The sequence below is a fragment of the Syntrophomonas curvata genome, assembly GCF_052976825.1.
Genome location: NZ_CM129641.1, coordinates 255,843 through 269,790, shown reverse-complemented (window position 1 = coordinate 269,790; position 13,948 = coordinate 255,843). Strand labels below are relative to the sequence as shown.

Genomic DNA, 13,948 nt, shown 5'->3' with positions numbered 1-13,948 from the left:
CCGTATTACCGCCCCACTACACCCATGCGGTTGACAATTACATCAATAGCCTCGTCTATGCTGGTTATATAGCGGGCGGCAGCGTTATAAGCATGTTGGAACTTTATCATGTTAGTCATTTCCTCATCCAGCGAAACACCGGATATCGACTCTTTTTTATTCTCCAATTCACTTAAGAGCAGTACCTGATTTCTAACCATTCGCTGTGCTTCCTGACTTAATACGCCGGTGTCGGCAGCTACCGAACGCCAGAAATCATCAGTGGTGACGTGCTGAACCATAAAGGTCTCAATATCCTGAGTTTGACCGGCGTAAGGGTAATACGATGAAAGGAAAACTGCCGGTGATTTGGCGCCCAGCGCTCCCGAAGCGCTTATGCCTATGGTGCCGTTATAACTATCACCATAATTCTGGCTCAGGGAATTAGTGTTCAATGTATAAAACTTAATATCAATATCGACCCCGTCCAGTACATTTTCATTGAATACGAAACGGTGGCTGCAGTCCCCGGGTTCGTTATAGTTATAGTTGTAAGAAATATCCAATCCCTGGTAAGATATGCCGCTGTTAGCGGCAGTTACGTTAAACACTGCTTTATCCCCTACGGTAAGCTCACCGGTATTTAGCTTGATCAAATCCAGGTTGTCGGTGCTGAAGGTTACCGAACCTATAGTGAAGCTGGTGTCGTTTCCCCCGTAGGTAAGAGTAAAGCTTCCCGGTATCACCGCCGTATAATTGCCATCCCGATCATATTCGTGGGAATAATATTTATAAGTAACCTGACGGGTAATAGTGTTGACACTGGTAACCTCCAGCATTATGGAGGCATTGACCGGGCAGCTGGTATCCACGTTTACAGAAGCGCCATCAAATATATTCCTTGCGCTGCCCTGCAGGTATTGCTGCATTAGCCGTACCATGCCGTCATCAACTCCGGGATTCCCAGCCTCGGTATTAACAGCATACTCTCCCTGCTGGAGTCCTTCCGACCTTACGTCACTGATACCGGTATCCGGGAAAATTACCTCCAGGGAGCGGGAGCTGTTGGAACAAAAGACCAGTTCATTACCGCTGCCATTTTTGCCTTCGCAGCGAACCGTGATCGGCAATCCCGCATTATCCAATTTGGCCTGCAAATCATCCACCAGGCCTTTCATATCTCGATAGTTGGCGGGCGGCTCCAGAGTTATATCTACGGGCAGCCCGCCTGCGCCTATACGCAAGGTAAGCGGCTGATGGTACGAAGGATTGCTTTCATCGAAGATGATATTCAGCCCTTCGGTACGTACTGCATAATTGTAACTATTCAGATTATGCTTCAGCTCCGCCATCTTTAAGGCATTGGAGCCGTCGCCAAAATTCACCTTTTTATCCTGTCCTTCGCTGTCCTTATCCCAGGTCCGGTGGGTGGCAGCGGCTATATTTTTTACGTCATTCTGAATGTCTTGATTTACGTTCATAAATTCAGCCCAGTTTTTGAAGGTCAGCGGGTCTTGGTCGGGCATATCGAAAAAGTCTCTGCCGTCTGGTACTGCGGTCTTGTTGTTCAGACTGAATCCTCCCCGGTGGATTTCATTGATCTTAACCACCAGGGTTTTGGCCAGCGCATTCAAATCAGCGATCATATTGGGAATAACTTCACGGTATTCGGAAGGGTCGGCTTCTTGAGGATTGTTGGTCCGGCCCCGGGCGTCAAGCAATCCCCGCAGTTCACCGCCGGAAATTTTGGCTCTGGTTCCGGTATCGCTCCATACCACCATGTGCATGCCTTCATTATCTTTAACCGTACTCAGGGTATTATACTGTACCCCCTCTACCAGGATGCGGTCGCCCAGCTGTACAGCTACCATGTTATTCTTATCATCATATATTTTTACATCGGCCATTTGACTCAGCTCATCCAGCAGCAGATCCCTCTTGTCCAGCAGGTCGTTAGGCTGCTTTCCGGCTACACTGATGGCAAGTATTTGCTGGTTGAGGTCGGCTATGTTAACTGCAATATCATTGATTTCTTTAACCTTTATGGCTACAGACGCATTAACGTCCTGCCTCAGCTCTACCAGTTGGCGATAGGTATGGCGAAAGGCTTCGGCCATAGCCATGCCCCTTTGAACCACAACCGAACGTACCGCCTGACTCTCAGGGTTTACCGATAAGTCCTGCCAGGCTTCCCAGAACACATCCATAACCGATCTTAAGCCGTCTTTGGAAGGTTCATTTAATATGACTTCAAGTTTTGCCATGGTTGACTGCATTTCAGTCCAATAGCCTGCTGTTTTGAATTCGTTCCTGATTTGAGTATCCAAAAAGGCGTCTCGTATCCTCTGGATACTCTGAATATCCACTCCCGTCCCCAGTTGCCCCGCCTTGCCCGATTGTACCAGAGCCGGCGCGTGCCAGGGGCTGGTGGTGACAATATCCGGCACCTGCCGGGTATAGCCGGGCGTATTGGCATTGGCCATATTATGCCCGGTAATGCTTAATGCCATCTGATGCATCAGCACGGAACGCTTGCCGATTTCCAAATTGAAAAAATTTGACATCTCAGTTACCCCTTTTTTGACGCGAAAACCGCGGATTTTTTAGGGAATTTGCTTATCAAAGGTAAACTATCTCTGGGGATAGCAGTTTTTCGTCACTTTAAATTTTTTTATCCAGCAGATTCTTGATAACATAGTTGGCTTCGCTGGCTTGGATGCCTTCGCTGGAATAGGTTCCGGCTACATCGCCGCCAAGCACTGCTTCTATTACCTTTATATAATCAAGGGATTGCTCAATCAGTTCATTATTATGGACATTTATCGCCCGGAGGCGGGCCAGATTATATTCCAGACGGTTAATAGCCTCTTCCAGTCCAGGGTAACAGGAGGGATAGCTTTCCTTGACCTTTTGCAGAATTTCCCGGGCGGATAGCTTATCTGCATTGACTCCCCAGCCCTGGCCAATTTGCTCCTGCAATTTAAAGCGGGCACCTTCGACTCTTTCCAGATTGGATGTAATGATGCCCTCTTGATGAATCAGACTATCCAGTTCCTTCACTTTGCCCGCAATTATCAGTTGTTGTTTCTCCTGCCCCAGTTCAGCCAGTTGGTCCAGTACCTGGTTCATAGCTGCAACCGCGCGGGTAAAATCCAATAGCAGGGATTCCATCAACATCACCGCTTTCTATACCAGCCGGTCAACTATGGCTCTGGCAATCATCTTTTCCGCCACTTCGTCATCAGCCACCGTATAGGTCCCGCTCGATATCTCTTCCTGCAACTGGCTCACCTTCTCCGGACGGATATCTTCGGCCTGCTTTACGGCCTGCATGGCCCGCTGCTTGATACGGCTTTCGCTGGAAATCGCCAGTTCATCATTTTTCCCGGCTACCTTGCTGAACTGCTTTTTATCCACTTTATTGGCATTATCATTACCATAGATTTTCAGCAGATTCTGTACCTGAGTTCTGGAAATAATCATTAGACTTCCCACCTTACTAGTCCTCATTCTATGAAGTATTGTCGCAGAAAAAACGAAGGGGCTTAATGCCCCTGATAGCTAATTATATTTAAAATACTAAGTTTTCCTTCACCTGGCTTACGTATTCGCTATAGTTTACTTGATATTGTCCGGTCAATCAAACTACTATCCTGCTTAGCTTATAACCGCTCATCCCCACCAGTTGTTTTGAAACAACCGCCTTTTAAAAATCTTCATCCTTGATATGCATCCTCTCTTTCACCTTGCCCCGGGGTTTTACTTCCTCCTGCACCTGACGGCTGGAGGGGATGATACCCTTGATCTCCGCCCCCAACTGTTTCAAGCAGGTTTCACAGAATTTACCGCTGGAAATGGTTTTACCGCAGCGCTCACACATGGTAGTATAGGATAGCCCTTTGGTAATCAATCTACCATCACGGAGAAACTGCAGGATCTTATCTTCATCTATCCCTGTCGCCTCGGCCACTTCGGACACACTGGCACCGGGATGGTCGCGGACATAGCGACGGACAACAGCGTAATCGTCGTCTTCTTTTTCCAGGCATTTATTGCAAATATCCCTTCCCTGATGAGCAAAAACTCTCCCGCAGATGGGGCAATTCCTGAGATTAGGTCCCATGTTATCAACCTCCCTGCTTAGAACAGATAATTAAAAGCCAATACCGGTAGCCCATGTGATTACGCACACCCGGGCAGCTTCTGCATCCAGCAGAGTGCGAGTACACTCTTTACTTGTGGAACCGGTAGTATATACATCATCTACCAGTAATACATTCTTTCTATATATTTTACCATTATCCTGTATCTTGAAGGCATAAAGTAAATTTTTCTCCCGCTCCTCTTTGCTCAATTCCCTTTGGGAGGGGGTTTCTTTTACCCTTTTCAAAATACCGGTATCCATTTTTAGCCGAAGCTCCTTGCCAATCCGGCGTCCCAGCTCCTCGGTCTGGTTAAACCCCCTCTGTTTCAGGTGGGCATATGAAGCAGGCACCGGTACTATCAGGTCAATAGGCCAGAAACGCGGCTCCTCTCTTATCACCTGAGCCATCATATGCCCCATCCTGACCGCCAGATGGCGCCGCCCCATAAACTTAAGCACCTTAATCGCGATACGATAAGGTTCGTCATAAGGCCCTACCGCTCTGGCGATATCAAACATCGGCGGTGTGCTGCGGCACTCTGCACATAATCCCACGCCTGCTTCGAGATACTTGCCGCACTTGTCGCAAATCGGCAGGCTTTCCCGCATCAACCGCAGATTACCTTCACATTTCTCGCACCAGGGGTACCTGGTGCTGTATTTGCCCGGCTCCCTGCAAATGCAGCAGGCCTGCTGAGGAAAAATAATATCCATGATCAAATTCTGCATATGAGCACCTCTGATTAAAGTATAAATTGCCTTTAAACATGGTAGTTTATTATAATTAACAATTTGCAAGCAAATAAAAATAATCGTATGAACGCTTTGGCATCATCATCCATACGACTAATCAGTGGCAGTGTTTCTGTAAATAATAATAACATAAGTTTTCAAAATTTACATAAAATTCGGCTAACCCACCTGCTTTTTGTAGCAGGTGAATAAACGTGCGCTCGAATCTTCAAGCAAAATTGCGTCCCAGATTATAATATATTATGGAAGGGTTTTTTCGGATCAGGCTTTTCATAAAGACCCAATGCAGCTGCTCATTATTGGGAGCAATATCATGGATGATCAACCTGTCCCGGGAATGAATATGGCTTAATATCTTCCGTATGGTCATTTCAATATCATCTTCATCCCTCAGGTAAATATTAACATCGGTGTAATTGGAGGTACTCCCGTACCTGCTGGCCGCTATCATGACCAGCATAATACCCGCCCATATGGCAAAACTCAAAACCTTAAGTAAAATGACCACAAAAAAACCTCCTTTTAGCCGCTTAATGTATAATATGCAGGCCGGAGGTCACTTGAGTACTGTTTAAGGTTGTCAGGCACAATACGTTTATGGTTCATCACCGACGATATTGTTCTTTAAGGAATATACTGCCGCCTGGGTGCGGTCTTTTACTCCCAGTTTGCGAAAAATGCTGGTCAGGTGGTTTTTAACGGTTTTTTCGCTGATAAACATGGCTTCCGCCATCTCTTTATTAGTATGACCCTTGACCAATAACACCAGCACGTCTCTCTCTCTCTTGGTCAGGCGTACATCGTTCTTCTTCTTGTCATTGCGAGCCAATTCCCGTACCAGGCGATTGGCCACCCGGGGATGGATGACTACTTCACCCTGCATCACCCGGTTTATGGTGTCTATTAGCTCGCTGCCGGCGACATCCTTAAGCACATAAGCGGAAACCCCGGCTCTAACCATGTCCACCACTTCTTCATCCTCGTAAATGGTCAGGGCAATCACATGGATCGCAGGGAATTCCTTTTTTATTACCCGGGTAGCCACAATTCCATCTGTACCGGGCATGTTGACATCCATCAAAATAACGTCCGGTTTTTCCTTGCGGGCGATATTAATGGCGCCCTGCCCGTCACCTACTTCTGTAACTATTTCTATATTCTCGCTTAATTCCAGCAGTTTTCTTAAACCTTCTCTAACCAGTACATGGTCATCAGCTATTAAGACCCTTATTTTATCCATTTTCGGCCTCCCCTTCCAACGGCACCATTATAATTACCTGGGTACCTGCTCCCGGTGTTGATATAATATCAAGCTTTCCTCTGAAAAGACTCACCCTTTCCTTCATGCCCAGAATCCCATAACTCTCCTTGTTTTTGCAGGTATTCAGGTCAAAACCGCTTCCTTCATCCCTGATTACCAAGGTAAGTACCTTGCCATTATCTTCGAGTTTAACCATGGCGCTCTTAACCCCCGCATGTTTGCGGATGTTAGTTATAGCTTCCTGCACCAGCCTGAATAACGCAATCTCCAGGGATAGCTCGTACTGCCGTTCCTGGCCCATTTGCAGAAATTCGATGGTAAAATTATACTTGGCCTCATAATCATTGAAATAATCCACTAAGGTCGTGCTAAAACTGTTTTGATGCAGCAAAGACGGCTTCAGGTCAAACATAATGCGCCGTAAATCGGCCAGAGTTTCCTTCCCCATATCCTTGACATTGTCGATTTCCGTATAAATACCCTTAACATCCAGGTTCCATAACCTTTTCATCAGATCCAGCCGGATTAACATACTGGCCATACTCTGAGCCGGGCCATCATGCAGCTCCCGGGCTATTTTTCTGCGCTCGGCTTCCTGGGATTCGATTATCCAGGTAACCATCTGCTGCTGCCGATATGACTCCTCAATGGTATCATTTATTCTTTCGACATTTCCACGTAAAATCTTTAGTGCCATACCGGTGGTTTGCAAAAAATTATTAGCCTTCAGGCCTATTTCTTTAAACTTCTTAATCTGGCGATTTAATTCATCGCGGCGGCGGCGTAAATAAACCTCCTGTTGCCTGAGGTCGATTAATTTTATCTGCAGTTCCCGGGCTTTTTCATATGCTTCCTGTATATGCTCCTGGGAATAAGAAAGGAAATCGCGGCTTACATCCATAAGCCGCAAGCGGGCATAGCGTTCCAATTTTTCATACTGATCCACTTCCATGATAACCTGTCGGGTTTGCATCTCAACTTCCTCCAGGTCTAGTTGGAGAGAGATATAAATATCATTACATTCCTCGGCGATATCAAAAATATCATCCCGACCGTGCTCCAGGGTTTCCATCACTTGCGATAAAATCTTATCCAGTTGCGCAAACTGCTCCGGCTGGACTTCCTCGTTTACGTACCTATCATCCATACCCATACAATCTCTTCCCCAATCAGTCCGCAAGCCCCAGGTTCCGGCTGACTTCTTCCTGAATAGCCTCCATCACGCCCTTGTCGCCGGCTTCCACATAGACCCTGAAAAGAGGTTCGGTCCCCGAAGGGCGAACCAGCACCCAGCTGCCGTCTTCCAATATTATCTTGCTGCCCTCCGCCCGGCTCAGGGAGTCAACCTTAAGCCCGGCTACCGCCTTGGGACAATAATGGGCTATTTTTTCCAGTATCAAATCCTTATCTTCGCTGCGAACTTCTATATCTGTACGGCGGCTCTGCACCATACCATATTCACCGGTTAAATCACCGCTTAATTCCTCCAGGCTTTTGCCGTTATAAGCTACCATCTCAGCCGCCAGCAGACAGGCCAAAATACCGTCCTTTTCAGGAATATGCCCAAAGATACTGAGTCCGCCGCTTTCCTCCCCCCCCAGCATACAGGCCTTATCCCGCAAAGCCTCACCGATATACTTAAAACCTACCGGGGTTTCTATGACGCTCAGGCTGTTTTTCCTGGCAATCCGGTCCAGCATATGGGTGGTTGCCAGGCTTCTGCATACCGGTCCGCGGAAGTTGCGGGTCTTTATCAGGTGATCCAGCAATAGGCTCATAAAACGGTTGGCGTTAATAAATTCTCCATTCTTGTCAATTATGCCGAAACGATCCGCATCGCCGTCCAGGGCCAAACCCAGATCGGCTTCGTAAGCCAGTACGACCCGGCGTAGATCGCTAAGATTACTCTCGGTGGGCTCGGGCAAATTACCGCCAAAAAAAGCATCCCGGTAATTGTTGATAGCCCTTACTTCACATCCCAGATCGGCAAGAACTTGATCAAGCCAGCCAATTCCGGCGCCGAACATGGGGTTTACCACCACTTTTAAAGGCTTTCGGCTGAAAAACTCACCCTTTATCACCTTCAGCAGATGGCTGCGATACTCGCGCTCCATCTCGCATTCCTCGTATAAACCCAGTTTAGCCGCTTCGGACAGGTCAAGCTCATAGATTTTACCGTCGCTTAAAACCCGGTTGACTTCCTTTTCAATAACATCCGTGATATCGGGCAGGGCAGGGCCGGCGTATTCGGGTATAAACTTGATTCCCGAATAATAATGAGGATTATGACTGGCCGTTATCATTATGGCCCCGCCCGTCTCTTTTTCCCAAACGGCAAAGGCTGTGACCGGAGTCGGACTAGCCTTTTTAAGCAGAATTACCTTGATTCCGTTTCCCGCCATTACCCGGGCACACTCCCGCGCAAATTCCTCGGACATAAAACGGTTGTCGAAACCTATTACGATACCCTTTTTCCCTAAATTACTGCAGTTTATATAACTGGCGATTCCCTGTGTTACCGCCCGGCAATTGGCAAAAGTAAAATCCCTGGCAATAATTGCCCGCCAACCATCAGTTCCAAACTTTATGGGCGCCATCAAGATCCTCCTTAAAGAACTGTATTAAGGTTCTGCACTTGCTACCGTCACAATCATAATAAGTTATCCCGTTAATACTTGTCAAAGCATGTTACAGACTGATACAGGGCAAACATGGGGCCTTCTTTTTGTCTGCAAATAATTGCAGACAAAAAGAACGTCTCCATATTTTGCATATCAATTCAACTGGGCTCCTATACGTACATAGAGGAAATCAGTGACCACTCTCGCTATCCTGCGGGCGGCCTTGCCATCTCCGTAAGGGTTTATAGCCCGGGCCATTTTTTCATATTCGGCCGGGTCGCTGAGAAGGGTATGGGCAGTCTCATAAATACGCTGCCGGTTGGTTCCGGTCAGTTTTACCGTGCCTGCTTTTACCGCTTCCGGCCTTTCCGTAGTATCCCTTAAAACCAGCACCGGTTTACCCAGTGACGGCGCCTCTTCCTGCAAGCCGCCGGAATCGGTCAACACCAGATAGCAGCGATCCATCAGATTGGCAAAGGGCTCATAGTCCAGTGGTTCTACGAGGTGGAAGCGTTCCCGCCCGCCCAGCATCTCCATCGCTACGTCCCTGACCACCGGGTTTTTGTGCACCGGAAACACCACTTCCACGTCCGGAAATTCATTGACCAGGTCAATTAAGGCCTGGTAGATTTGCCGCATAGGTTCGCCCCAGTTTTCCCGCCGGTGGGTAGTAACCAGGAGGATTCGCTTATTTAAATCAATCTCTGCCAGTTCCGGCGCGAATCTATAATCTTTTCGAACCGTATCCAGCAAAGCATCGATTACCGTATTACCTGTTACCCATATTTTAAACTGGGCGGTGGATTCGGCCAGCAAATTCTCCCGTGCGGTATCGGTAGGTGCAAAGTGCAACTCCGCCAGTCTTCCGGTCAAAGTACGATTGAGTTCTTCCGGGAAAGGCGAATACTTATTGCGGGTACGCAGCCCGGCTTCCACGTGACCTACCGGTATCCGCAAATAAAAAGCCGCCAGGGCAGCAGCAAAGGTAGTGGTGGTATCACCGTGAACCAGTACCAGATCAGGCTGCTCCTTTTTCAGTATGGTTTGCATCCCTTCCAGAACCCCTGCGGTTATAGTGAAAAGATCCTGCTCCTCCTTCATCAGGTCCATATCATAATCCGGTTTTATCTTGAACAGGGTTAATACCTGATCCAGCATTTCCCGGTGCTGAGCGGTTACACAGACTATAGTATTGACGTCCTCTACCTTTTTTAATTCTTTGATAACCGGAGCCATCTTAATCGCCTCCGGCCTGGTTCCGAATACTACCATCACTTTTCCCAGATGCACAATATTACCTCCGTTTTGTTCGATTCCCGGCTGCAGACCATATTCCCCTGGTTATCGGATAATATCCCTGCTAGGAGCAGGTAGCTCAAGAGAGCGCCCTTCTCCCCTTGCTGCCGCCTGTATTATTCTTTCTTTAGCATGGATACCGGCAGGATATCAGTTATTCTAAATACCAGGCAGTTTTTTAAGGGAAAAGCGGCATAACGGGTATCTTCCAGGCGTTTTCTGATCCGTTCATAATATTCGCCTTCCGCCTGGTCTTCCTTAAGTTCCACATACACCCTTATGCCGTCCTTGGTCTTTTCATTATCAGTCAGCAGAACCATAAATACACCCTTACCGGTCTCCTTCAGATTGGCATAAGTCCGATCCGCCCCGAAGCGGGCGCAGATTATGGTTTCATCATCAATCATCTCCAGTACGGAAATCACAGCAATATTAACATTGTATCCTTTATCCGCCGTACTCAGGGTGGTAGATATGTAATTGGCATTTAATAAAGTCCGGGCCTTTTCCCGCAGCAATCCGTCCATCCCAATATCCCTCCTGAATGATCACATCTTGAGCCCATAGTAATATATCAGATTAGTTAAGTCAAAAATATCAGGGGGACGGGGTCTATTACCGCTTCCTTCAAAGTCGTCAAACCCCGTCCCCCCTGAATAGGCAAATACCTACCATGCTACGTTTATATTTAATCGTTCCTGCTGGGGCTCCACTTCCAGCCTGACCATGCCTTTTTTAATTTCATAGAGCCGGTCATTGATGGTTACCAGCCCTTCGGCGGGTAATTTACTGCCCGCGTACCAGAAATAAAGGGTAATAAAGGTTTTTTCTCCTGGCGTAAATTCAGGCGGTACTGCAGTAATCAGATATTTATTATCAGACGGTCTATTGGGAATCTTGCCTTTTAAATCAGTTGCAACCTGCAGGGTATATTGTGAGGTCTTTAAGTCATAGTCGCTAAGGGTGGCCGAACTGTAAACCACTATTTCCCATATACCCGGTACCGGCTGCTCATAAGGCATATTGACCGAGGCCGTCACCTGGGAATCACCCACCCCGGCATCTTGGCTTATTTCCTGCTCACCCCGGGGAGATACAACATACATCCGTACCCGTCCTTTATCTCCTGCCAGGAGCTTGAAGCTTATACTGCTCATCCCCTCCGGAATCCGGAAAAAGTAGCGTTTAAACTGCCCGGCAGGAAGCTCATTTTTCTCCTCAAAATCCTTTTCCCCGGTCTTCCCCAGCTCGTAGGGCAGAATCACCGTCTGCAGCATCGCCACGTCCCATTCCGGGGTATTATATTTATCGGCCAGCAGGAAAGTACTATGGAGACCCGGTTCCTGCAGTTCATCATATCTTATATCAACCGACCTTTCACTATGGGCCGGAACCTGCAGCATATACTGCTGCGGTTTTATCCACGCGGCCAGCCCTCCGACGGAAACTTGTTCGTTCGCATCACCGTTATTGGTTATTTTCAAGCTCAACTCTCCCGGATTAATGCCGCGCGAGTAAAAACCACGGCTCTCTCCCAGACCCGGACTATACTGCCGTCCGGATAAATTGCCGGCTTTCTCCTTCATACCCTGCAGTTCATCCCAGGCGCGCAGGAGATTCACCGCACCAAAACCCTGTTCCACCGCCTGATAACCAGCCAGGGGCTGAGCTCCGGCAAGCAGAGCCCGGCCAATGGAGCGCCCGTCATGGATATACAGCTTGTGGGTACTGGCATCCAGCAATAGCGCTGCCGCCCCGGCTAAATGGGGAGCAGCGATACTGCTCCCTTCATCCAGGCGATAAGGCTGCCCCGTCCACAGGGGATAGGCTGACACGGCATTCCCGGGAGCAAGCAAGAGCGGCGCCGCCGAACCATCAGCAGCAGGGCCGATGGAGCTAAAATACCATAGAGTGGGGCTTTCCACCCACCAGCCATAATCTGTATTCCACATCTCGGGAGTGGCATAAGCGCCCACACTGATAATATTATCCATAGAAGCCGTTCCGGTTACCGTCCCCAAACCCGGACCGCTATTGCCTGCCGCCATGCATATCAGCATACCGGAGACCTTCCGCAGATTGGACAGCAGTATCTCAAAAGACTCCATTTCCGATTTTTTAACCTGATATTGCCCCATACTTACCACGGCAACCTTGGCTCCCCGCTCAGCTGCCAGGCTTAGAGCACTCTCAATCTTTTTCAAACTGGTAGTGCCGCTGCGATCCATTACCTTAATAGGCAGAAGCTGGGCATCAGGAGCCAAGCCCTGAATCTTTCCCCGGGCTGCAACTATACCCGCCACTTCCGTACCATGTCCCAACAGGTCAAAGCCCAGTTTAACATAATCCCCGTGAGGGGGAATCTCCGCCAGCAGCAGGCTAAACACCCGTTTGTCCTCACCGCTTACTGCAGCTGCCTGCCCCTGCCTGCCGTACTCCTCCAACCTGACTTCATCGCTTATTTGGCCATCAGAATCAGTATCCAGATAAACGGCATCGAAAACGTTACGGTTCTTGCTGGAAGCTGCTACTATAAGCAGCTGTTGTTCTCTTAAACCAAAGTTGCTCGGAAGAAAGTCAAGGTTTAAATAGCCGTACTTATATATATCCGAAACATTCCTGATATTGCTGACATCAATTTTCTTGTCGCCTATGCTCAAATATCCGTTAACGGCCTGAGCAGCAGTCAGCTTAACCAGTCCCTCATCGGAGAGGTCGATAAAATCAACTATCTTGCGGTAACCTTCACCGGTAGTCTGCAAATCCGGGTGCCCAGGATCAATCCCACTGTCAATAATGGCCACCAGTTGGCCTCGCCCGCTGGCGCCCGTTTTGGCTTTAAACTGCGGTACCCGCATAGCCTCGCCGGTAGTATTCAGGCTGATTTCCGGTCGGTTTAAAACTGCATTTGATTTCTTCTCCTCCGCTTCCATAGATAAATTAACGATATTGCCTTCTCCAACCGGAATAATTTCCGAATCAGGCAGAGCCCGGGTGTGCAGATTCAGTTTTTCTTCATGAGATTCACCGCTAATATAGAGGTAAGCCAGCTTACCTTCCCCATTAAGACTAAAATAGGCATCGGTCGGCAGGTCGATCTGGTTGAAGGGCTGGTTCTGGCCTTCCTTGTAGCCTACCACATTAGCGGACAATTCAAATACTTCCTTGCGGTTATCAATCGATACCGTAGCTCTTTTAAGGGGCAGATCAATCTGTTCCAGGGTGCCATAGAAATGAAATTTCTGGCCCTGCAGGGCCAGAAATTGCTCCAGCATAACCGCCACCTCGGACCGGGTCAAATACTGATCCGGCTTAAAGCTGTTATCCGGGTAACCGTGTACCAGCCCCTTGTAGACGGCGTAGTCTATAGATTTTTGGGCCCAGGACGATATGTCTGTGCTGTCGCTGAAATCTGCCGGGGGAACATCGTTTGGCGCTGCCCCCAAACCTAAACTGCTGATCAGCATAACAACCGCTTCTTCGCGGCTGACCGGGATCAGCGGATTAAAATACCCCCTGCCATCTCCGTGAGCAATGTTGAGTTCCCGTGCTATTTCGATATAGCCCATAGCCCAGTGACCCGAGACGTCAGTAAAGCGGGACTGGCCCTTCAATAATTGCTTAGCCTCTTCGCTTTTGTTCAGAGCGTTAATAACCAGGGTGACGAACTCAGCTCGGCTTATATTTTTATTCGGACCATAGGTGTCATCCGGGTAGCCATTAATTAAGCCCCGATTCTGCAGGTGGTCAATCTGAGGACGCGCCCAGTGCTGGCGGGTATCAGAAAAAGCATACGCCGCCGACGGGTTGCATATTATAAAGAATACGATTAACAACCCGGCAAGATATGTATTTTTTCTCATATAAATCCTGCCTTTTATGTATTTGACGCGG

The 13,948-nt window shown here is 48.2% G+C and carries 12 protein-coding genes; all 12 read right to left on the bottom strand.

Annotated elements, in window-relative coordinates; all coding sequences use genetic code 11:
- Positions 1–5: 5 nt before the first annotated feature.
- The gene (gene flgK / locus ACU70B_RS01330) at positions 6–2,543 is read right to left on the bottom strand and encodes a flagellar hook-associated protein FlgK (RefSeq protein ID WP_447184569.1); all 2,538 of its coding nucleotides are present in this window, start codon (positions 2,541–2,543) and stop codon (positions 6–8) included.
- A 97-nt stretch (positions 2,544–2,640) separates the two neighbouring features.
- A complete protein-coding gene (locus ACU70B_RS01325) occupies positions 2,641–3,150 on the bottom strand; it encodes a flagellar protein FlgN (protein ID WP_447184568.1) in 510 nt (169 codons plus the stop codon).
- Positions 3,151–3,165: 15 nt separating this feature from the next.
- Positions 3,166–3,462 carry a flagellar biosynthesis anti-sigma factor FlgM gene (flgM, locus tag ACU70B_RS01320; protein ID WP_447184567.1) on the bottom strand — a complete coding sequence of 99 codons (297 nt, stop codon included), beginning with the start codon at positions 3,460–3,462 and terminating at the stop codon, positions 3,166–3,168.
- 223 nt (positions 3,463–3,685) lie between these two features.
- The gene (locus ACU70B_RS01315; protein ID WP_447184566.1) at positions 3,686–4,102 is read right to left on the bottom strand and encodes a TIGR03826 family flagellar region protein; all 417 of its coding nucleotides are present in this window, start codon (positions 4,100–4,102) and stop codon (positions 3,686–3,688) included.
- Positions 4,103–4,132: 30 nt separating this feature from the next.
- Complete coding sequence (locus ACU70B_RS01310; protein ID WP_447184565.1) at positions 4,133–4,852, bottom strand: ComFC family protein; 720 nt, start codon at positions 4,850–4,852, stop codon at positions 4,133–4,135.
- Positions 4,853–5,084: 232 nt separating this feature from the next.
- Complete coding sequence (locus ACU70B_RS01305; protein ID WP_447184564.1) at positions 5,085–5,384, bottom strand: hypothetical protein; 300 nt, start codon at positions 5,382–5,384, stop codon at positions 5,085–5,087.
- Between the two features lie 87 nt (positions 5,385–5,471).
- Complete coding sequence (locus tag ACU70B_RS01300) at positions 5,472–6,116, bottom strand: response regulator (protein ID WP_447184563.1); 645 nt, start codon at positions 6,114–6,116, stop codon at positions 5,472–5,474.
- Positions 6,109–7,284: a sensor histidine kinase gene (locus ACU70B_RS01295; protein WP_447184562.1), complete on the bottom strand. Its 1,176-nt coding sequence runs from the start codon at positions 7,282–7,284 to the stop codon at positions 6,109–6,111. The genes ACU70B_RS01300 and ACU70B_RS01295 overlap by 8 nt, the downstream gene beginning before the upstream one ends.
- Before the next feature lie 22 nt (positions 7,285–7,306).
- A complete protein-coding gene (locus ACU70B_RS01290) occupies positions 7,307–8,734 on the bottom strand; it encodes a phosphoglucomutase/phosphomannomutase family protein (RefSeq protein WP_447184561.1) in 1,428 nt (475 codons plus the stop codon).
- Positions 8,735–8,911: 177 nt separating this feature from the next.
- Positions 8,912–10,030, bottom strand: coding sequence for a non-hydrolyzing UDP-N-acetylglucosamine 2-epimerase (wecB, locus tag ACU70B_RS01285; protein WP_447185679.1), 1,119 nt, complete (start codon positions 10,028–10,030; stop codon positions 8,912–8,914).
- Positions 10,031–10,170: 140 nt separating this feature from the next.
- Complete coding sequence (locus tag ACU70B_RS01280) at positions 10,171–10,581, bottom strand: hypothetical protein (protein ID WP_447184560.1); 411 nt, start codon at positions 10,579–10,581, stop codon at positions 10,171–10,173.
- A gap of 141 nt (positions 10,582–10,722) precedes the next feature.
- Entirely contained in the window at positions 10,723–13,917 is a 3,195-nt protein-coding gene (locus ACU70B_RS01275; RefSeq protein ID WP_447184559.1) for a S8 family serine peptidase, read from the bottom strand.
- Positions 13,918–13,948: the final 31 nt, after the last annotated feature.